The sequence below is a fragment of the Planobispora rosea genome (genome assembly GCF_014648175.1).
GTDB lineage: Bacteria > Actinomycetota > Actinomycetes > Streptosporangiales > Streptosporangiaceae > Planobispora > Planobispora rosea.
This window is the reverse complement of sequence record NZ_BMQP01000030.1, coordinates 1-18,847: the sequence shown is the minus strand read 5'-3', so window position 1 is coordinate 18,847 and position 18,847 is coordinate 1. Positions and strand designations below refer to the sequence as shown.

General features: G+C 63.4%; 21 protein-coding genes and 1 tRNA gene. 9 read left to right on the top strand and 13 right to left on the bottom strand.

Features of this window, described 5'->3' with window-relative positions:
- Positions 1 to 35 precede the first annotated feature (35 nt).
- From IEZ08_RS26265 to dcd, 3 genes are all read right to left on the bottom strand, one after another.
- Positions 36 to 1,040 carry an inorganic phosphate transporter gene (locus IEZ08_RS26265; protein WP_068920982.1) on the bottom strand — a complete coding sequence of 335 codons (1,005 nt, stop codon included), beginning with the start codon at positions 1,038 to 1,040 and terminating at the stop codon, positions 36 to 38.
- Positions 1,041 to 1,658, bottom strand: coding sequence for a DUF47 domain-containing protein (locus tag IEZ08_RS26260; RefSeq protein ID WP_068920980.1), 618 nt, complete (start codon positions 1,656 to 1,658; stop codon positions 1,041 to 1,043). It lies immediately after the preceding gene.
- A 420-nt stretch (positions 1,659 to 2,078) separates the two neighbouring features.
- Entirely contained in the window at positions 2,079 to 2,654 is a 576-nt protein-coding gene (dcd, locus tag IEZ08_RS26255; protein ID WP_068920978.1) for a dCTP deaminase, read from the bottom strand.
- A 112-nt stretch (positions 2,655 to 2,766) separates the two neighbouring features.
- Between dcd and IEZ08_RS26250 the strand changes: the two genes are divergently transcribed.
- Positions 2,767 to 2,840, top strand: a tRNA-Gly gene (locus IEZ08_RS26250).
- A 100-nt stretch (positions 2,841 to 2,940) separates the two neighbouring features.
- Here IEZ08_RS26250 and IEZ08_RS26245 read toward each other — a convergent pair.
- From IEZ08_RS26245 to IEZ08_RS26215, 7 genes are all read right to left on the bottom strand, one after another.
- Positions 2,941 to 4,269 (bottom strand): tyrosine-type recombinase/integrase, encoded by a 1,329-nt coding sequence (locus IEZ08_RS26245; RefSeq protein WP_189243208.1) that lies wholly within the window; start codon positions 4,267 to 4,269, stop codon positions 2,941 to 2,943.
- Entirely contained in the window at positions 4,269 to 4,475 is a 207-nt protein-coding gene (locus IEZ08_RS26240; RefSeq protein ID WP_189236974.1) for a helix-turn-helix domain-containing protein, read from the bottom strand. The genes IEZ08_RS26245 and IEZ08_RS26240 overlap by 1 nt, the downstream gene beginning before the upstream one ends.
- Before the next feature lie 11 nt (positions 4,476 to 4,486).
- Entirely contained in the window at positions 4,487 to 6,139 is a 1,653-nt protein-coding gene (locus IEZ08_RS26235; protein WP_189243207.1) for a replication initiator, read from the bottom strand.
- Positions 6,136 to 6,285 (bottom strand): hypothetical protein, encoded by a 150-nt coding sequence (locus tag IEZ08_RS26230; RefSeq protein WP_189243206.1) that lies wholly within the window; start codon positions 6,283 to 6,285, stop codon positions 6,136 to 6,138. Before IEZ08_RS26230 ends, IEZ08_RS26235 begins: the two co-directional genes overlap by 4 nt.
- On the bottom strand, positions 6,282 to 7,706 hold the full coding sequence (locus tag IEZ08_RS26225; RefSeq protein ID WP_189243205.1) for an FtsK/SpoIIIE domain-containing protein: 1,425 nt from the start codon (positions 7,704 to 7,706) through the stop codon (positions 6,282 to 6,284). The genes IEZ08_RS26230 and IEZ08_RS26225 overlap by 4 nt, the downstream gene beginning before the upstream one ends.
- 83 nt (positions 7,707 to 7,789) lie before the next feature.
- Positions 7,790 to 8,062, bottom strand: coding sequence for a hypothetical protein (locus IEZ08_RS26220; RefSeq protein WP_189243204.1), 273 nt, complete (start codon positions 8,060 to 8,062; stop codon positions 7,790 to 7,792).
- Positions 8,062 to 8,481: a plasmid replication, integration and excision activator gene (locus tag IEZ08_RS26215; protein ID WP_189243203.1), complete on the bottom strand. Its 420-nt coding sequence runs from the start codon at positions 8,479 to 8,481 to the stop codon at positions 8,062 to 8,064. Before IEZ08_RS26215 ends, IEZ08_RS26220 begins: the two co-directional genes overlap by 1 nt.
- Before the next feature lie 219 nt (positions 8,482 to 8,700).
- Here IEZ08_RS26215 and IEZ08_RS26210 point away from each other — a divergent pair, with 219 nt between their 5' ends.
- The gene (locus tag IEZ08_RS26210; RefSeq protein WP_189243202.1) at positions 8,701 to 9,129 is read left to right on the top strand and encodes a hypothetical protein; all 429 of its coding nucleotides are present in this window, start codon (positions 8,701 to 8,703) and stop codon (positions 9,127 to 9,129) included.
- 29 nt (positions 9,130 to 9,158) lie between these two features.
- On the opposite strand, the gene IEZ08_RS26205 is transcribed toward IEZ08_RS26210, so the two are convergent.
- Both IEZ08_RS26205 and IEZ08_RS26200 read right to left on the bottom strand, forming a co-directional pair.
- Positions 9,159 to 9,851 carry a GntR family transcriptional regulator gene (locus IEZ08_RS26205; protein ID WP_203863651.1) on the bottom strand — a complete coding sequence of 231 codons (693 nt, stop codon included), beginning with the start codon at positions 9,849 to 9,851 and terminating at the stop codon, positions 9,159 to 9,161.
- Positions 9,852 to 10,163: 312 nt separating this feature from the next.
- Positions 10,164 to 10,454 (bottom strand): hypothetical protein, encoded by a 291-nt coding sequence (locus IEZ08_RS26200; protein ID WP_189243200.1) that lies wholly within the window; start codon positions 10,452 to 10,454, stop codon positions 10,164 to 10,166.
- Positions 10,455 to 10,800: 346 nt separating this feature from the next.
- Between IEZ08_RS26200 and IEZ08_RS26195 the strand changes: the two genes are divergently transcribed.
- The 3 genes from IEZ08_RS26195 (at position 10,801) to IEZ08_RS26185 (ending at position 15,228) form a co-directional block, all read left to right on the top strand.
- Positions 10,801 to 12,093 (top strand): NsdA family TPR-like regulatory protein, encoded by a 1,293-nt coding sequence (locus IEZ08_RS26195; protein WP_189243199.1) that lies wholly within the window; start codon positions 10,801 to 10,803, stop codon positions 12,091 to 12,093.
- Positions 12,094 to 12,361: 268 nt separating this feature from the next.
- Entirely contained in the window at positions 12,362 to 13,477 is a 1,116-nt protein-coding gene (locus IEZ08_RS26190) for a hypothetical protein (protein WP_189243198.1), read from the top strand.
- Positions 13,474 to 15,228, top strand: coding sequence for an ATP-binding protein (locus IEZ08_RS26185; protein WP_189243197.1), 1,755 nt, complete (start codon positions 13,474 to 13,476; stop codon positions 15,226 to 15,228). The genes IEZ08_RS26190 and IEZ08_RS26185 overlap by 4 nt, the downstream gene beginning before the upstream one ends.
- A 228-nt stretch (positions 15,229 to 15,456) precedes the next feature.
- Here the strand turns inward: IEZ08_RS26185 and IEZ08_RS26180 are convergent, their stop codons facing one another.
- Positions 15,457 to 15,993 (bottom strand): barstar family protein, encoded by a 537-nt coding sequence (locus IEZ08_RS26180; protein ID WP_203863650.1) that lies wholly within the window; start codon positions 15,991 to 15,993, stop codon positions 15,457 to 15,459.
- A 315-nt stretch (positions 15,994 to 16,308) separates the two neighbouring features.
- Between IEZ08_RS26180 and IEZ08_RS26175 the strand changes: the two genes are divergently transcribed.
- The 4 genes from IEZ08_RS26175 to IEZ08_RS26160 all read left to right on the top strand — a co-directional run bounded on the left by IEZ08_RS26175 (position 16,309) and on the right by IEZ08_RS26160 (position 18,156).
- Complete coding sequence (locus IEZ08_RS26175; protein WP_189243196.1) at positions 16,309 to 16,680, top strand: hypothetical protein; 372 nt, start codon at positions 16,309 to 16,311, stop codon at positions 16,678 to 16,680.
- 311 nt (positions 16,681 to 16,991) lie between these two features.
- Positions 16,992 to 17,321 carry a DUF6247 family protein gene (locus IEZ08_RS26170; RefSeq protein ID WP_068920967.1) on the top strand — a complete coding sequence of 110 codons (330 nt, stop codon included), beginning with the start codon at positions 16,992 to 16,994 and terminating at the stop codon, positions 17,319 to 17,321.
- The gene (locus IEZ08_RS26165; protein ID WP_068920965.1) at positions 17,322 to 17,567 is read left to right on the top strand and encodes a hypothetical protein; all 246 of its coding nucleotides are present in this window, start codon (positions 17,322 to 17,324) and stop codon (positions 17,565 to 17,567) included.
- A 361-nt stretch (positions 17,568 to 17,928) separates the two neighbouring features.
- On the top strand, positions 17,929 to 18,156 hold the full coding sequence (locus IEZ08_RS26160; protein ID WP_189243195.1) for a hypothetical protein: 228 nt from the start codon (positions 17,929 to 17,931) through the stop codon (positions 18,154 to 18,156).
- Positions 18,157 to 18,847 lie beyond the last annotated feature (691 nt).

Genomic DNA, 18,847 nt, shown 5'->3' with positions numbered 1-18,847 from the left:
AACCGCCGGCCCGGCCGGGGCCTTCCGCGTGGCGGCTACTCGACCATCCAGTGCAGCGCGTAGTAGGACAGCGCGGCGACGAGCGCGGCGGCCGGGATCGTGAGGATCCAGGCGGTCACGATGTTGCCCGCGACGCCCCAGCGCACGGCCGACAGGCGCTTGGTGGCGCCCACGCCCATGATCGCGCTGGTGATGGTGTGGGTGGTGGAGATGGGGGCTCCGAAACCGATGGCCGCGCCGTACAGGACGGTCGAGGCCGCGGTCTCCGCGGCGAAGCCCTGCGGCGGGTTCAAGGCGATGATGCGGCGGCCGAGCGTCCGCATGATACGCCAGCCACCCGCGTAGGTGCCCAGGGAGATCGCCGCCGCGGCGGCCAGGATGACCCACTGGGGAATGGGGTCCTTCTCCTGGACGTGGCCGCCGACCACGAGCGCCAGGAAGATGACGCCCATGGTCTTCTGCGCGTCCTGCAGGCCGTGGCCGAGGGCCATGGCCGCCGCCGAGATCGTCTGGGCCAGGCGGAAGCCGCGGTTGGCCCTGCCCGGGTTGGACCGGCGGAAGATCCACAAGATGGCAATCATGACGGATCCGGCCAGCGTGAAACCGACCAACGGGGAGAGGATCATCGGGATGACGACCTTCTCCAGCACGCCGTCCCAGTGGATGACGCTGGCCGAGGCGAGCGCGGCCCCGATCAGTCCGCCGATGAGGGCGTGGCTGCTGGAGGAGGGAAGCCCGAAGTACCAGGTGATGAGGTTCCAGGTGATCGCGCCGATCAGACCGGAACACACGATCACGAGCCCGTGGGATCCCTGGGGAGCGTCGATGATGCCCTTGCCGACGGTCTGGGCCACCTGGGTGCCCAGATGGGCGCCCAGGAAGTTCATCGCCGCGGCCATGAACAGGGCGGCCCTCGGGGTCAGCGCGCGGGTCGAGACCGAGGTCGCGATCGCGTTCGCGGCGTCGTGGAAGCCGTTGGTGTAGTCGAACACCAACGCCACGACCACCACACCGATGACGAGGGCGAGCGAGAGATCCACTTAGCTTTCCTTGACCGCGATCGACTCGATCGTGTTGGCCACGTGCTCGAACGCGTCCGCGGCCTCCTCCAGCTGGTCGATGACCTCCTTCATCTTCAGCACGGTGAGCGCGTCGTACTCACCGCCGAAGAGCCGGGCCAGCAACCGCCGGTAGACCTGGTCGGCCTGGTTCTCCAGGCGGTTGACCTCGATCCAGTACTCGTTGAGGTTCTTCATGGAACGCAGCCGCGGCATGGCCTCGGCGGTCAGCTCGGCGGCGCGTTCCAGGACCTCGACCTGCCGGACGACCTCCTTGGGGAGGTGCTCGATCTGGTAGAGGACGATGAGGTCGGCGGCGGCCTCCATGCAGTCCATCACGTCATCGAGGTTGGCCGCGAGGCGGTAGATGTCCTCGCGGTCGAAGGGCGTGATGAAGCTCTCGTTGAGGCGGTTCATGATCGCGTGGGTGCGCTCGTCACCCGCGTGCTCACACGCTCGCATCTTCTCGGCCAGGGCTTCCCTGTCCGAACCTTCACTAATGATCTCGACCAGCAGACGGGACGCTGTGACGAGGTTGTTCGCCGAGTCGGCGAACAAGTCGTAGTAGCTGTCCTCACTTGGTGTGAGACGCAGGCGCACGTCGTTCTCCAGATGTGCGGGGATGGTCCGCAGAGAAGAGTAAGGGTTACCAGGAGAAATGCGAACTTCACCCGGTAGACGCCTGCTCTTCGCCTTCTGGCTACCCTCCGTATGCCCGGTGACACCCGGGGCGGAAGGGCTTGGCAACATCTTTCCAGTGACCGTTTTTTCGGCTTTCGCCCACTTTATACACGTAGACGATCACAGGGGAGGGTCCAGAAGACGGGCGTGCACACCCGCCCCTCCCGCTCCGATCGCCCCTACCAGCCCACCTCTACCCGGCGCAATGGTGTCTATGACCTTCGTCACGCCGACATCCTCCGCGACGGAGACGTTCGCACGAGGACGTTCGCACGGGGACGTTCGCACCGGGGACGTTCACCCCCTTCACGCCGGAGGCCCCGTGATGGGGCCGCCCCTTCAGATCGGGGTGCGATGGAAATTCAGGTACGACCGGCTCGGCGTCGGCCCCCGCTGTCCCTGGTAGCGCGAGCCGTACCTCTCCGCCCCGTAAGGATGTTCGGCCGGCGAACTGAGCCGGAACAGACACAGCTGGCCGATCTTCATCCCGGGCCAGAGCTTGATCGGCAGCGTCGCGACATTGGAGAGCTCCAGCGTCACATGCCCGCTGAACCCCGGATCGATGAAGCCGGCCGTGGAGTGCGTGAGCAGGCCGAGCCTGCCGAGGGAGCTCTTGCCCTCAAGCCGCGATGCGATGTCGCGGGGCAGACTGATGATCTCGTAGGTGCTGGCGAGGACGAACTCACCGGGATGCAGGATGAACGGCTCGTCACCGTCAGGCTCGACCAGCCGCGTGAGATCCGGCTGCTCGATCGCCGGGTCGATGTGCGGGTAACGGTGGTTCTCGAAGACCCTGAAGTAACGGTCGAGACGCACATCGACACTAGACGGTTGGATCATTTCCGGGTCAAACGGGTCGATCTTGACCCGCTCGGACTCGATCTCGGCTCGAATGTCACGATCGGAAAGCAGCACGTGAGGCAACCTACCAACGCACACCACGACAGGGAGCCCCGGCAAACTCGGCGACCCATGGGGTCCAGAGTCGTGTGATTTTCCGCTACAGTGGGGGACGCGGTTCACCGCTGCGGGTGTAGTTCAATGGCAGAACATCAGCTTCCCAAGCTGACAGCGCGGGTTCGATTCCCGTCACCCGCTCCATCGCTAAGGCCCAGGTCAGGGAGACATCCCCCACCCGGGCCTTGATCGTTTCTAGAGCTCTTTGATCTTCTCGTGCCATTAGCGTGCCATTAGGTCCTGATCAACCCACCGGCACCAGGACCCCGGCCGGACCGTCCTCGTCGTCATCCTGTCCGACGATCTGCCGGTCGATCGCATCCGTGATCGCCTTGTCGGCACCCCGTACGGCGTGCTGATAGATCATCGCGGCCCGCACGTTGTCGTGCCCCATCCGGGCCATCAGATCCTTGAGTCCCGCGCCCGACTCGGCGGCCAGCATGTTGCCCGTGTGACGCAGATCATGGAAGTGCAGACCGGGCAGCCCCAGTTCCTTGACCACGTCCACCCAGCGCGTGCGGGTGTTGAAGCCGCTACGGCGGAGCGGGCCGCCCTTGGCACCGGGGAAGACGAGCGCGCCGGGATCGGCCTGGACGTAGGTGTCCAGGTGTTCGCGGAGCGCCGGAACGATCCCCTGCGGGATGCCGACGACGCGCCGACCGGCCTTGGACTTGGGCGGACCGAGGACCAGTTCCCCCGTGGAGCGTTCGACGTAGGCCGCCCGGACGCGTACCGTCCCCGCGTCGAGGTCAACGTCTGTACGGCGGAGCGCGCTCACCTCACCCCATCGCAGACTCGCGAAGGTGGCCAGCAGCACTAGAGCGCGGAATCGCCGATCATGGGTGCAGTCGGCCCGGCCGTCCATGCCCATCTTCCACAGCGCCCGTTCGGCGTCGGCGCGGTTGCCGAAGACCTCCGGATGGGTGCGCATCTCGCCGTGCCGCTGGAACCGCAGCCGGTAGGTGTTGTCCTTGAGCTTGCGGACGTTGCCGATCGGTCGACGGCCCACAAGATCGGCCAGCTCGAAGACCTGGGCTACGGTCAGCACCGGCCGTTCCTGGGCGTGCTCGTCGCCGGCCCCACGAATCCGGCACGGGTTGCGCGCGATGATGTGATCTTCTTCGGTCGCCGTCATCAGTACGGCCCTCAGTAGGCGGTATGCCTTGGCCGCCACGGAGACCGAGACCCCGTTGCCGAGCAGGTCGGCCCGCCACTGCCGAATCATCGCGGTGGAGAGCTTGCCGACGGCCGTGTTGCCGAGATACGGGGTGACGTGCTTCTTCAGAAGCCAGCGGTAGAGGTCCACGGTGCGGGGCCGCAAGCCCGGCCGCTGGGAGATCCACGTCTCGGCGTAGTCCTTGAGCTTGATCTTCCCACGATCGGGGTCTGTCCACTCTCCCTTGATGATCTGTGCCTCGACGAGGGAGAGCGCCCGTTCGGCGTCGCCTTTGCGCTCGTAGGTGTCGGGACCTGTCCGCATGCGTCCGTCCGGGCCGGGATAGCGGATCTGGAAGCGTCCGGACGGGAGCTTGCGGATGTTGCCGAAACGCCGGTGGCCTTCCTTGTTGGCCATCAGGCTGCCCTCCCGGTGACGTCGGAGGCCGCCAGGGGTTCGACCGTCCCGGCGGCGATGAAGGCGAGCAGGGCCGACTCCCTGATGCGGACGTGTCGGCCGATCTTCACGAACTCGATCCGGCGCTCTGCGATCAGTCGGCGGACGAAGCGCTCGGAAGTGTGGAGCAGTGCGGCAGCCTCATGAGCTTTGAGAAGTTCGTCCATGGACCCTCCCCTCACGCGGCCAGCGGAGTTGCCGAAGGATCTTGCTGTCCCGTCGCTCTGGCCTCCGCCTGTTGCATGGCCATACGCCACCGTTGACGTTCGGCGATCTGCCGGAGCAGGCGACGGGCACGGGGCAACAGGTCGGGATCACCGGCCGGCACCGGCCGCCAGGCGTACCGATCGACGGGCTGATCGTCGGTGAGACCGAGCGCTTCCATCACCCAGGCCCGCCGGTCGGCCTTGTGCTCGCGCAGGGACTTGCCGGACCACTTGCGCGAGACCAGAACGCGACGGCCCGCGTAGCCGAGGTGTTCGGGCTTGTGGGCCTTGGACCGGCAGGCCCCGGGCCGCATGCCCGGCTTGGCGTTCTTGGGCTGCACGCCGTACCGCAGCCAGTTCGGGCAGGTCGGCGCGCATGGCTCGTAACGCAGCACGTCGGCCAGGCGGTGCACGTGACGCCGCTGGGCATGGGTCTCCGGAGTGTGGCACTCCCCGACCGACTTGGTCAGGTACTTGCCGAGGTAGCGGATGCACTGGTCGGCGTCCGGGGTCCCGGCGAGCACGCCCTGAACGTCCACCTGGACGCCGAAGCGCAGCACGTGGAACGGCTCGGCGTCCTCGTCGGCGTCGAGTTCGTCGAGGGCCTGTTCCCAGGTGGGCAGCATCTCCCCCGTCGCCGGGTCGAGGTAGTCGCCGTCCTGCCGGTCCGGGTACGGCTCCGCGTGCTCGGGCCGGTCCGCCCAGACGGGCAGGTGGTCGCCCTCGAAGACGACCGTCTCGACCGAGGGCCACCACACCTGGTGGTAGGTCGCGGCGGCGATGGCCTTGACCTCTCTGCGCGGCAGGGTGCCCCGGATCGCCATGTGCAGGTGCGGGGCGAGCCGCCGCTGTGGTTCGACCGATGAGAAGTACTGCACGTCATAGCCCGCCACGCGCCGGAGGTTCTGCACGAACCGGTCGACGAGCTTGGAGAAGTGCAGCGCGTCGCGGGCCGCTCGCACGTAGTCGTAGGTGTCCGGGTCGACGGGAGTGCCGTCCTGCCGGACCCGGCCGTAGCTGGGCAGCGTGAGCGTGACGAACAGCGACGGCCGGTAGGTCGTGCCGTCCGGGGCCGTGTAGGTCTGCCCCACGGTCCGGGCCTCGCGGGTCCGCTTGGGCAGGTCGGGAGCGTCCTGCCGCCGCCGGGTCGAACGGGTGCGCTTCGTCTTGTCGTCGGGCAGGATCTCACCCCGGATTCCGGCCGCTCTGATCTGGGCGTCCAGGTCGGCGATGACCGCATCAAGCTCGGCGGTGGAGTCGCCGGCCTTCTCCACCCGGTCCCGCGCCGTCTGCACATCCGCCCGCTGCTCAACCAGCCGCCGCTGTTCCTCGTCGGGATCGCTCGTGACGACGACCGGTTCGTGGTCGAGGTGCCAGCCTTCCCGGCACTGGGCCATGCGGAGTTGCCGGTTCCGCTTGGCGCAGGCCGGGCACTTGCTCTCCAGGGTCGTGCCGCACGGCACGTCAACGATCTCGGCTTTGCCGCTCGCCAGGTCGATCCGCTTGAGCGGCACCGGCCGGATGCAGACGCCGTTCTGTACGGCCACCGCCTCCAGGACCTCCAAGGCGGAGGGCAGGACGGTCTTCACCAGCCGGGCCGGGGATGTGGTCTGAGGTTCGGTCATTCGCCCTCTCCGATCTCCGGGAAGGCGAGCGCTCGCTGTCCGCACCCCTGGCACTCGACCACACCCCACACGGGGTCGAGCCAGAGCGCGTTGAGGGTGCCGCAGAGCGCGCAACGCAGGTTGTCGAGGAAGTGGGCCAGGGTCATGCCGCCTCACCCCTGACGAGGTCGCGGGCCATGTCGCGGATGTCGGCGTCGGAGACGTAGGCCGCGCGGACCCGGATCGGATCGGGGCTGGTTTCGAGCCGGACGAACCCGATACCCGCTCCCTGCTCCGGGATCGGGGAGATGTGATCGGCCAGCGCGCCCCGGTCGCGTGCACCGTCGCCGAGGACCATGTCCACCTGTTCGGACTCGTCGAGCCGGAGTGCGATCTTGTCGGGGAACAGGTTGCGGATGTTCATGACCTCCTTGCGCGGGTCCTGGAGCGCCGCCAGGACGCCGACACCGACTGCCCGGCCCTGGGTCGTCAAGGTGGCCAGGGCAGCGGTGATGCGTTGCCGTAGAGCTCTGTCGGGCTGGTAGGCGGTCAGGAACGCGACCTCGTCGACGATCACGAGGATGAACGGGTCTTCCACGGTCGGGATGTGGTTGCGCTGGACTCCGGCGAAGCGGGCCGCTCGCTTCTGCATGACCGAGACGGCCTCATCGAGCAGATCGGCGCACTCCTCGGGATCGGCCGCGTACCGGTGGCCGAAGATGGCCCGGCCGAACGACAGTTCCATGAGTTTGGGATCCAGTGCCCACAGCTCCACCAGCCCGGCCCGGACAGCGGGCAGGAGCCCGCGGATCGCCGACCAGATGACCGAGCCCTTGCCTGCTCCGGTCGCCCCGGCGACCAGGACATGAGTCCCGTGGACCTTGAGCCGCCACGGTTGCCCGTCCTCCTGCTTTCCGACCTCCACCGGGCCGACCGTCGGCGTATCGGGAACAGAGACGGCCGGGAGCGGTACGACCAGCGGATCGCATCGGGGAAAGGTGAGCAGCAACCGGCCAGCGCGGGTCACGGTGACCCGGCACGAGACGGCGCCGAAGCCGTGCGCGAGGTGCTCAATCCGGTCGGCCCAGTCCTTGACGGCCTGCCCGGTGAGCATCTTCACCGTGACCACGTCGGCCCACGAGGTGCAGGTGACCTTGAGCAGGCGAGGCAGGCAATCACGGCCCCGGAGATGACGGCCGAGCCCGGAGATCATCATCACGGGCTGCCAGTGCCGCCGGTAGACCCAGATCAGCCGCCACCAGGCGAGCAGCCGCCAGCCGATCCAGGCGTTGAAGGTCGACCGGTCGAACAGCGCCCAGGGGATGAGAACGGAGAGGGGGATCGTGGCCGTAACCAGGGCGACGCGCCAGCCGTACAGCCAGCACAGTGCAGCGGGTACGGCGAGCACGCCAACGGCGACGGGGTGCCGCCAGGTGGTGCGGACGAGCCCGACGATCAGACGTCCGAGGAAGATCAGGATCGTGATGATTGCCGGGGTCTGGACGACGGCCGGGCGGAAGACGACAGCCGTGTCGGGGGTGGTGGAGACGAGACTGCGGGCCTCGTCCCCGGGCAGTTTCTTGAACATTAGACTTCAGCTCTCTCTGTGATTCGCATCTGGGGAGACGAGGGGCCGCCGGAAGGACCAGTTCCAGCGGCCCCGCTTCCTTGTCAGGCCGCGACGCCCTTGCCGTTCGGCATCCCGTGGAAGGAGCGTTCGACCGCGCGGGCGAACGTCTGGGCCTCGCGGGCGAGCTGGCGGGCGAACTCGACGTCTGCGGCACTGACCTGGTCGCTGGCGGTGGTGGTGACCAGGACCGAGACGGCCCCGAAGTCCAGGGCCAAAACCGGCGTGCGGGCCGGGTAGGGGTGGCTGGTGGCGCGAGCGCCCCGGCCGGTGTTGAGGTTGATGATGCTGACGCGGTGGCTTCGGCGACGGGTCATCAGGCGGCATCCTTTGCGGTGGTGGGCTTGGCGGAAGCGGTGCCGGTACGGGGAGCGCGCATCTCACGAACCTTGATCGAGTAGGCGAGGCGTCCGGTGCCGTTGACGTAGGGCGTGACGGTGACGTGGTCGAACTCAACCGGGGTGAACGGCAGGCCCGGCATGGGGGCCGGGGGCACCGGCTGGACCGGGGCGAGGATCTTGACGGCGACGGTCTTCTGTCCGGGCTTGACGGCCGGGTCGGCGTCCATAACGGCGACCTGCCACACCAGCTCTCCGGTGGACTTGTCGCGGGCCTGGACGAAGCGGCCGTTGGTCGAGGCATCGAAGTCCTTGACCGCCTCGACCTCCCCGACGACGTAGCAGCCGTGCGGGAAGACCTGGTTGAAGCTGACTGGGATGGGACCTTGCAGAGCCATGATGACACTCCTCTTGTCGTTTGATAGTCACTTAACCTATCAACTGACTTGAGAGTACGACGACTCAACTTGATAGGTCAAGTGCCTAGGCGTGATTATCTTGTGCGGCTCTGCCGGAGGGAGTCGGCCGCAGATCGCCACCGGATCCGCCGCCCAGAGGAACCGCGGTCTCAACCTCCGGCTTCTACCGTCCAGCCCGATTGGCTACACTCCGCGATCATGAGTATGAGCCTCTTCCTGGTGAAACTGCCGACGGCACTCGCCGCGCGTGTGGAGGTTGAGCCCGATCTCCTCACCCAGATCTGGGGTGAGGAGGACGTGGTTGACAGTGAGGTCGCAGCCCTCGATGAAGCCCACAAGCTCTTCGAGGACTACCTGGATATCGCTCAGGTGGTAGCCGAGGGCCCGGACCGTTACCCGTGGATGCGGAAGGCACTGCACGGAACCGGCGAAGAGCTTGACGTCGACTTCGGATACGGTCCCGCGTTCATGGCCCCGCCACAGGATGTTCGACAGGTAGCAGCAGGACTCACCGGCGAGGGTTGGTGGCGTCCGGGCGATGAGGTGACCACCATCGCTCAGGCGATCAGCGCCTTCTATACGACCGCCGCCGCCGAAGACCGCGCGATCATCGGCATCATCGCTTGAGCGATTTCCTCAGCTGCTCAAGTGCGGACTCAGCCGATCGGATAGGCGTCCTCTAACTCATGCCGGTCAGCCGGGAGAAGAACCTCCACCACGGCCAGAGCCGTACCCGAAGCATCCCGGACGACACCGTAGACAGCCAGCAGCGGCGTGTTCTTCGGCATGCCGAGCTGCCTGCTCTCCTCGGCCGTGGGCATGCGCGCGGTGATCTGCTCCACCACGTGATCGAAGCGCACACCCTTGCGTGCCTGTAGGTGATCTCGCAGGCCCTGCGGGAGCGGTTCGGCGCTGGTCAGATCGGTGCCTTCGGACAGCTCCGCCGGCACCCACAGCGAGACCAGTTCGGTCGGCTCTCCGTCCCGGCTGACCAGTCGCCGGCGCAGGAACGCCTTGCCCTTCGGGGCCAGGCCGAGCAGGGATGCGATGCGGTTGGGGGCGGTAAGCGCCGCGGCCTCGATCACCTCCCCCGGTGATGCGCTCTCCGGAGCGGTCAGGTACGCCTGTCCAGGCCGGGGCTGTTCGGCCGAGGTGAGCGCGGGACGGCCACGTACGAAGCGCCCCTTGCCCTGCTGGGATTCGATCCAGCCCTGTTCGCGCAGCATACGCAGGGCGGCGACCACGGTAGGCCGGGAGACCCCGAACTCCTGGATGAGCTGGTTCTCACTGGGCAGCAGCGAACCAGGGGGATAGGTCCCGGCTTCAATACGCCGTTGAAGGGTCTGCACAAGTTGCGCATACTTCGGCGGCACGGACTCAAGTGACATCATGACCGTCCTGCACCCGACAGGTTGTTTTACCAAGTTTGAGCGTATCCCTAACGGCCCCGACTTGTCACCGGGGTCGGACGAGCAACCACCCGCGATGGGGCAGGCACGCAGTACCCCGGTAGGTGAGAGCGCCGGGGACGCACGCGCAGCGGGGGCTGCGCGACCGGTCTCTCTCACCTGCCGGGGAACCTGAGGCGCGACGGGGCAGGGGTGACGCTCATCGGACACCCTCCGCGCCGATGGACTCACTGCCCCGCCGTGCCCGTCTTGTCAGCGGCCGAGGAAGTCGGCCAGTGCCCGCACGGCCCCTTCTGGGTCGCCGGTCGGATGACGGTGGTCATCGTCGTGCCAGCAGTAGTGGCTACCGCCGTAGCTGATCGTCACCAGTACCGGCAGGCCCGGATTCGGCCCCCGGACCAGCAGGGCGCTGTTGTTGTCGCGCCACTCCGCGCGCAGCCCTCGCGCCAGTAGGGCCGCGTGCAGCCGGGTCAGCGCGAGGATGTCGCGCTGTTCGCGTTGGTGGCGTTGCAAGGCCACCGCCGCTTCCATCAGTGAGTTCATTTGCCGTTCCCTTCGACCCGGCCGCTTGCGAGGCAGTCGAGACATTCCTGCTCTCCGTACGTCTCGTGATCAGTGCCGCCTTCGCCGAAGAGAAGGCCACGGCGCGAGCGGCGCAGCTTGGTTCCACGGCCCCGGCACGCGGGGCAAGGGCGTGTCTCGCTGTTCTCGTCTGGCCGGGTCACCGTCGCCATCTCCTCGTTCATCCGGCGTTCCCTGTGGTGGGAAGCCGCTTGACGTACCGTGGTTGCTTGATGGCAAGTCCACCGGCAATCAAGAAATGGCAGGACCCCCGAAAGACCCCCCTTCTTCCCCCCTCTTGAGCCCCCAGCCGCGAGGAAGACCCGAGATGCCCGACAACATCCCGAACGTCCAACTCCGAGCGTGGCGCAACGAGCACCAGCTCACTCGCGCCGATATGGCCGACCGAATTAACGCCACTCCAGCCGGTATAAAAGAACACCTGAACTGTGATGAGGAGCGAATCAGGCGCTGGGAGGCGGGTGAAGTCTCCTGGCCGCACACGTCCTACCGGGTCGCCCTCACCCAGTTGACCGGCTTGCAGCCCGAAGCCCTGGGATTCCGCCAGAATCGGCGCGGTCAGAGCCGCCTGATCGAGGCCACCGTGATGCCTCCTGCGGACGCGCTCCGAGCCGAGGCTGACCTGTACGGCACAATGGAGCTCGCCCAGCAGCTCCAAGCCTCCGACGTCGGCAACGGCACGCTCGAAGCACTCTCCGAAGCCGTCGACCTGCTGTGTCGGGCCTACCCGGTCGTTCCCGCCGCTACGTTGCGCGACCGGACACAGAAGCGTCTCGCCCAGATCACCCGCCTGTTGTCTGGCCGGATCACTCTCGACCAGCACCGCGAACTCCTGGTCATAACCGGATGGCTGACCGCGCTACTCGGGTGCGTCCATTACGACCTGGGTGAGCGGGAGGAGGCCGAGACCGCCCGCCGAGCCGCCTATGAGATGGGTCGCCAGGTCGGGCACGGCGAACTCATGGGCTGGGCCTACGAGATGTCGGCGTGGTTCGCTCTGGTCGAAGGCCGCTACGAGGACGTGGTCACCTCCGCCCGCATGGGCCAGGCCGCCGCCGGCCAATCCAGCGCCATGGTCCAACTCACCCTGCAAGAAGCCCGCGGACTGGCCCGCATCGGCGACCGCCGAGAAGCCGACAAGGCCCTTTCCCGAGGAGCCGACATCCTCGCCAAGCTCCCACTCCCGGACAACCCCGACCATCACTTCGTGTTCGACCACGCCAAGTGGGTCTTCTACGCCGCCACCGCCTACACCTGGCTGGAGGACAACGACCGGGCAGAGGAACACGCGCGGGAGACCATCCAAATGCACACCCGCCCGGACGGCACCTCCAACGCCCCCATGCGCGTCGCCGACGCTCACATCGACCTGGGTATCGTGCACGCCCGACGCGGCGACCTGGATGCCGCCGTGGAGGAAGGTATGGCCGCCTTCGACATCGAACGCAGGTCACTCACCGACCTCGTTAACCGTGCCGGAGATCTTGACCGTGTTCTACGCCAGTACTACCGCCGCGAGAATCTCGCCAAAGAGTTTCATGAACGAAACCTCACGGCACGTCGAGCCCTCGCTGCTCGAAGACCTGACCTCCTAGACTAACTCAACTTCTTGCGTATTGGGTCGACCGAAATATGATTTTCGGCAATCCATAAGTACCACCATATTCCGCTGTGATGCACGGTGCCATCTTTTGCTAGACAGAGGACACTCGCACCTCGCTAGTGAAGGACTTCCTCTCGATCACCAGAAGCTTCCGCTCCACACTTCACCTCTCCCGTCACGCTATATACGTGGAAAGCAGTCATGACGATGGGGCGAGTGTGGTACAAGGGATTCTTGAAGCTAGAGCAGCCCAGGGAGCAGATCAGTGATCGAAGACGGTGGATACCATGCCATCAAGGGATTCGCTTTCCAGTTCGATACATCTCTCCTTGAGATCTTCCGCAACCCTGGGCGCGAGGTTGAGATTGAAGGCACCCAGGACTTTGGCATTGAGAATTACTACACCCAAGTTAAAAACAGAAGCGGCAAATTTACTCCCTCAGCAGTAAAAGAATCAGTAGTTAAGCTTATCAAACAACACAAGCGCAATCCGGAATTCCGATTTCGCCTCTACTGTCATTTTAATGATCAAGAAAGTGGAACGGTCCGAAAGCTTACGATAGATGAGCTAGACAGCATCCTGGGAGACAAGTCGGGAGAGTACACGGAAAGCGAGAAAGGAATTTTCCTAGATAGATTCCACATCGAGTTTTCCCTTAACTACGAGGAGCAGTTCGACGAACTCCTAAAGCTAATAATTGAGCGTTACCCCGGCATCTCTGTCCTCCAAGCCCGCGTTCGGCATGCCATGTATGTCGCGCACCTTAGAGAACTAGTCATAACGAAAAAATCCAGCGATCGTATCGTAACAGCATCCGAACTTGATGGAGTAGCCATTGAGGCTCGAAGCGCTTGTTTTGCTGAAGGATACTCTCATCATTTTGGGAACGAAAGCTATATCAAGCTGCTTCGGGAAAACATTCGCGGTTCCCTTAGAACGGTTAACATTGGCAACCGGTTAAGGTTTTTCTGCCTAGAGGCTCTCAACGACAACGACAATGCACATCTAATTGACGTGATCAACATTATTAAAAGCAAGTTCTATGCCAAAGGACACTTCTCTCCCATGGTAGCGATCAGAGGGATAGAGGACATTTCCGGATTTAAGCGAGATCTATGGGATTCCGGGGTGCGATTTTTCGATGGCTCACGCTTCAGAGACGATGTCTTCCGGCCATACGATTTCATCAACAGTGAGCCGATCGGAACAGAGATAAGGATCATTGAAGGAGAGCAGCTATCTCTGCTTGCGCCTAACACGCGGGTTCATCACTTTTTCGATTTCTTCAGATCGTCCCCAGCAAGCCACACTCTGCAAGTAAAGATCAGCTATGAGATGCACGTTCAGGCTACTTCAGATATCGGACGGATACTGACTTGAGCGACACCTATGCGGGCGATAACCATCTAGTCGCAGAGGTAATAGCAGTACACCCCAACCATGTCCGGATAGCCGTTTATGACATTCAGGAATTCACAGACGGCGAGGACCCTCTAGAAGTCGGATCTTATATAAGAATATACGATACCAATCAATGCTCAATCATAGCTATAATAGAAAACTTCTCGATCGATCTACAGAGGACTGTAGACGATCCAGGAGCCCAGATATCGCGAGTCTATATAATCGAAGCTGTTCCGCTAGGCTTCATAGCAGCCGATAACATATTTGAGCGAGGCGGGGGGAAGATAGCAATTCCCCCTAAAAGGGTTGCCGTTGCTGGCCATAAAGACATCCAGCATATTTATGACGGCCTTCCTTCCAAGAAGAGGTTTTGCTTCTCTAGCCTCTCTCAGGATCTGAAAGTTGAAGTTCCCGTAGATGGCGATAAGTTCTTTAACAAGCACATAGCTATTGTCGGTTCTACAGGAGCAGGGAAGTCCCACGCCCTGGCACGAATCGTCCAAAGCGCGGTGTCAAGCCGAGATGCACCCGAAGAAGAGTACACAAATAATTCGCACATAGTCATATTCGACCTACACTCCGAATATAACTCTTCCTTTCCTAGCGCTCAGACGCTTAATGTATCTAATTTATGTCTCCCCTACTGGTTGATGAACTCCGAAGAGCTCCAAGGAATCTTCATTGAGAGCAACGAGGAACAATCACATAACCAGGTCGCAATATTCAAAAGAGAGATTACCGCAAGCAAGCGGCGGCACTTCGATGGCCCCGAGGAACTGCGTGATCACGTTCATTACGACTCGCCCGTCTTCTTTGACATTGACGAAGTCATAGAGGGCATCCGAGAAGAGAACACTCGAAGAGTAGAGACAGAAGGGACCGGTGGAAAGCTCACAAGCAAACAAGGTCCGCTGTACGGCAAGCTAGAAAACTTCCTCACACGACTAGATAACAAGCGATCCGATCCCCGCCTCAGCTTTCTACTCGGAAGCGAAACTAAGCAGATTTCCGCCGAAGATGTACTGAGGCAGTTCGTAGGATATTCAGATAGAGGGCGGCCTGCAAACGTTACGCTTATCGACGTTAGTGGAGTTCCGTTCGAGGTCCTTAGCATAACAGTGTCGCTCATATCTAGATTACTGTTCGACTTTGCATACTTCATCAAGAAGTATCATCCCTACTCCAAGAATGAAACACCACTTATAGTGGTTTACGAGGAAGCTCATAAGTATGCTCCTCGAAGCTCTCTCTCAAAATACAATCCATCGACAAAATCAATTGAACGGATCGCGAAGGAAGGACGCAAGTACGGGATCACCCTTGCGATCGTAAGCCAGCGGCCGGCCGAAGTTGCTGAAACCATATTTTCACAGTGCAGCAACTTTGTAGCCATGAGGCTTACGAACCCAGAAGACCAAAATTATGTTCGTCGTCTCCTGCCGGACTCGCTTGGTCCCCTAACTGATGCCCTACCCATGCTCTCAGCAGGAGAAGCACTCCTGATAGGCGATTCAGTTGTAATGCCATCACGTGTACAAATTCGAGAAGCTTACCCAACACCCTCATCCACTGACATCCCGTATCTGCAAGAGTGGAAACGTCCGTGGCAGGATGTGCCCTTTGGGGAGCTGCTCAGTAATTGGAGAAATGTAGAGAGAAAAGAGAACCTGCTGCCCGCAGAGTTCTCTGAATCGGCAGAATCCGATGGGCAACTACTCGACAGCTAGAACATTGCCGAGTTGTTCTTATATGGATCAAGGCGGCGGCGCACCGCGCCGCCGCATCCCGGCCCAGCGTCGCGGCCCCCGGCCGCGCATGCGGCCTGGGGGCCGGTCACGGCCGGGACCGCACTCGGGCCGCCCGCCGCACGTCGGCCCCGCTGCACCCAACGCACCCGCCGGCCACCGGCCCGCCGCCAAACCACCGTCTATCTCATGGAGGAGAATGCAGTCGGCCTACCTCACGCGGCGGTTCGCGTCGAGCCACTCCGCGTCGTTCCATGCAACGGCAGTCGCCCCCACCGACTGGAACACGATGCCCGGATCATCGGACTGCACCAGGCAGAACATGCGATGGCCCACCAAAATCGCCGATCGCGCGTTCCTGGCGATGATGTCGAGAACCCTCTGAGCAACCTCCGGGCAGCGTGCCGCGAATCTGTCATAGCCGATGAGCACCAAAACCAGCCCGGTTGCTTCGGACGACACCCCATAGTCACCGGACGCGACATCGTCCAGGCAGTCATTGAGCGCATCCAGGTTGCGCCCGTAGTAGGCCGGGAAGTCCAAGGCCTGCGCGAAGTCCCGATGAAGATCGTCCTCCGTCATCCATCCGGAGGCGTCCCAGCGGACTACCTCATAACCATGGGCAAGCAGCCAGTCGATCGTCTCTTCGAGGATCCCCCGACGCCAGAAGAGTGTCACGAACGTGTTCGCCATCAGGCGGTAGTCCACCTGATGAGCGAGAGGCGCATCACGATCGAAGACAGCCACAACCAGCCAGCGTAACCACCCCGAAAACCATGCCTCCGGCGGGGGCACTCCGGCTCCGGGATGATCGCTCAGGGCGTGCTCATCACCGCCGGCCTACCAGTGGCTGAGGTAGGGGCCTGCTCATCCCGTCCGCCCTCGACCCGGGACAAGCCGAGCGGACCAGGGCCAGGCGGTCAAGGTCGTTCGTCCAGCAGGGCGCTCCACCTTGACCCCCTGGCCCTGCCCCGCTTCCCCTGCGGGCGGGTCGACGGCGGACGGGATGAGCAGGCGGGTGAAGGCTTGCGCAGGTGCGCCCGGTCCGGAAATCCTGCGGTCATGCTCACTGTGCGGCAGCTCCTCGACTACCTCGAAGGCCTACCTGACGACACCCCCGTAGTGATCGATGTCCGCCCAGGAGACGAGTACGTGCGCGCCGAAGACATCATCACCACGGACGAGGACGCAGCCGAGGATCGCACCCCCACCGGCGTCCAGCTCATGACGCGCAAGGTTCAACGCGACGCCATCCAGCAAGAACTGAACGACCTACGCTCAGCTCTCTGCCACACCTTGGGCAAGTACCACAGCGAACCGGGCCCACAAGGAATAACGATCATCTCGGTTCTCTCCGACCAGGAGATCTTCAGCGAGATCCGGAGACTCCGCCTGATCGCCGAGTCCATCGAGCAGCAGAGCCCACAGCCGTGACCGTCGTGCCATTAGCGTGCCATTAGCCAGGGTGACGAAGGGGCAATCACGGTCACTCACAACCGGCCGAACACCCAGCTCAGGCGTCCTACGAGGCATGATCGATGCACTTCCCAAGCTGACAGCGCGGGTTCGATTCCCGTCACCCGCTCCACACACGAGGCCCGAGTCAGGGAGACATCCCCCACCCGGGCCTTGTTCGTTTGGGGAGTTGTCGACCACCTTCCCAAGGCCCGCCGTCGGTACGCTGAAGTCGGGAGCCCCTCCACCGTTCCTCTGTAAGCTCATAGACAGCGAGAGGAGCCGCCCGTATGACCGCGCAGCCACAGGACTTCCCCGCCATCCCATCCACTCCGGAGAAGAACCTGCGCGCAATCCGCGCCGCGTTGGTCACACCGCAAGACCGTGAAGCCTTCGACTCCGGCCTCAAAGCCGTGCTCGACGAGGTCCGGGTCAGTCTGGATCTCAGCGTGCTGAACGCCTTCGTCCACCGCTGGTGGATCTCCGCGTGCGACTCGGCGAAAGATCCCGAAGGACGCCGCCAGATGCACGCCGAGGCCGAGCAGATCACCGCAGGTAAGCAGGCCCTTCGAGGGAAGCCATGGCGTGAAGTCCTGGTGGAGCGCGGGGTCGAGCTGTAGGTGCACCACGTCCTGCTCGACCCGATCGCCGAGGAACAGATCGCCGCGCTTCCCGACGGGGCCCTACATCCGCTCGCGGCGTTGTTCGCTCTGCTGGAGGTCGCGCCGTGGAGCGGGCAACCGTACAACCCGGCCAATCCAAAGGCGAATATGCTCACTCATACCTTCGGTGAGCGCGGCCTCGCCACATACATCGTGCTCGACGAGCAACGTGAGGTGTACGTCATCCGCATCGAATGGCCTTGATCCTGACCCACGCCTCCTCGCGTTCGGCACATCCTCAGTGATCAGCCTCGGGACAGTTCTTTGCGGGTGCTCGAACCCCGCACGATTCTGACCGCGTGCCAGACACGTGCTAGAACAGGCGGGGGAACCGCGGTCACTCACGGGGACTCACGGTGAAACGGCCAGCTCTGACCTGCGCCCCGCCTTCCCAGCTCAGAGCAGCACGATCAGCAGCCGATTCTCAAGCTGACAGCGCGGGTTCGATTCCCGTCACCCGCTCTACACACCGAGGCCCGGATCAGGGGTCAAATCCTCGATCGTTTTGGCGAATCAGTCGATCCCCTGTAGCGGGCATTCCCTCGGGCAGCACATACTTGAGGGGATGAAGCCAGCCAGCGGCGCACCCCGTCGCCACCTGCCCACAAGTCCCTTCAAATCGCCGCCTCCCACTCCACCTGCCGAGCGGTTCAGCGTGAACGACCAGGTGACCCATGATCGATACGGCCTTGGCGTCGTCATGAGTGTAGAGGACGAGGTCGCCGTGTTCGTCGACTTCGGATCGCGGCAGGAGCGAATCACCACACCATTCAACAAGCTCTACAAGCTATGAGCCGCGCTGCGAGGAAGCACACAGTGTGACTACGTTCGCGCTGTAGGTGAGGACCCTTCTCCCTCGGCCCGACCGAACGAACACAAGCACGCCGTGGGAACCGGAAAGCCATACCCTCCCGTGCCCGTTCGCACAGCGATCAGCGGGCAGTCACGGCCTCACCGGTCACTCGACTGACATGATTCCCAGGTCAGGGAGATATCCCGGCCTGGATCCTGATCGTCTCCAGAACTCTTCGATCTTCTCGTGCCATCAGGCGGGCTCACCACTCTGACCAAGGAGTTTCCGTACAAGGTCGAGACGATGCCCTTCGGGATGCCGACCACCCGCCGCTCGGCCTGTGGACTCGGGCGGGCCGAGGACCCGGCCGCCGGTCGAGCGTTCGATGCAGACCGCCCGGACGCGGACCGTACCTGCGTCGGGGTTCACGTCTGTACGGCGGGGCGCGCTCACCTCAGAGCTCGATCCGCTGACCCATGGCGTGGACGGTGGAGCCCATCGTTCTCTTCGTAGAAGCGCGCCCAGCTGCGCAACCGCCCGCCGATCCTGGCTGATTCGCCGGTACACACCACGATGAGCAGATCTTCCGGCACCTGCAGAGCACTCTCTATGGAGACCCGGTAGGCCCTAGTACTGCAACGGCACTTATGTGATGGCGTGGCCGCGTCTTCGGTAGTGGGAGCGTCGAGCT

Coding starts and splice junctions, on each gene's coding strand:
- IEZ08_RS26195 (WP_189243199.1), top strand. CDS start 10,801: ATGCCCGACAACATCCCGAACGTCCAACTCCGAGCGTGGCGCAACGAG.
- IEZ08_RS26210 (WP_189243202.1), top strand. CDS start 8,701: ATGAGTATGAGCCTCTTCCTGGTGAAACTGCCGACGGCACTCGCCGCG.
- IEZ08_RS26240 (WP_189236974.1), bottom strand. CDS start 4,475: ATGGACGAACTTCTCAAAGCTCATGAGGCTGCCGCACTGCTCCACACT.
- IEZ08_RS26200 (WP_189243200.1), bottom strand. CDS start 10,454: ATGAACTCACTGATGGAAGCGGCGGTGGCCTTGCAACGCCACCAACGC.
- IEZ08_RS26215 (WP_189243203.1), bottom strand. CDS start 8,481: ATGGCTCTGCAAGGTCCCATCCCAGTCAGCTTCAACCAGGTCTTCCCG.
- IEZ08_RS26170 (WP_068920967.1), top strand. CDS start 16,992: ATGACCGCGCAGCCACAGGACTTCCCCGCCATCCCATCCACTCCGGAG.
- IEZ08_RS26175 (WP_189243196.1), top strand. CDS start 16,309: ATGCTCACTGTGCGGCAGCTCCTCGACTACCTCGAAGGCCTACCTGAC.
- IEZ08_RS26225 (WP_189243205.1), bottom strand. CDS start 7,706: ATGTTCAAGAAACTGCCCGGGGACGAGGCCCGCAGTCTCGTCTCCACC.
- IEZ08_RS26245 (WP_189243208.1), bottom strand. CDS start 4,269: ATGGCCAACAAGGAAGGCCACCGGCGTTTCGGCAACATCCGCAAGCTC.
- IEZ08_RS26160 (WP_189243195.1), top strand. CDS start 17,929: ATGAAGCCAGCCAGCGGCGCACCCCGTCGCCACCTGCCCACAAGTCCC.
- IEZ08_RS26220 (WP_189243204.1), bottom strand. CDS start 8,062: ATGACCCGTCGCCGAAGCCACCGCGTCAGCATCATCAACCTCAACACC.
- IEZ08_RS26230 (WP_189243206.1), bottom strand. CDS start 6,285: ATGACCCTGGCCCACTTCCTCGACAACCTGCGTTGCGCGCTCTGCGGC.
- IEZ08_RS26235 (WP_189243207.1), bottom strand. CDS start 6,139: ATGACCGAACCTCAGACCACATCCCCGGCCCGGCTGGTGAAGACCGTC.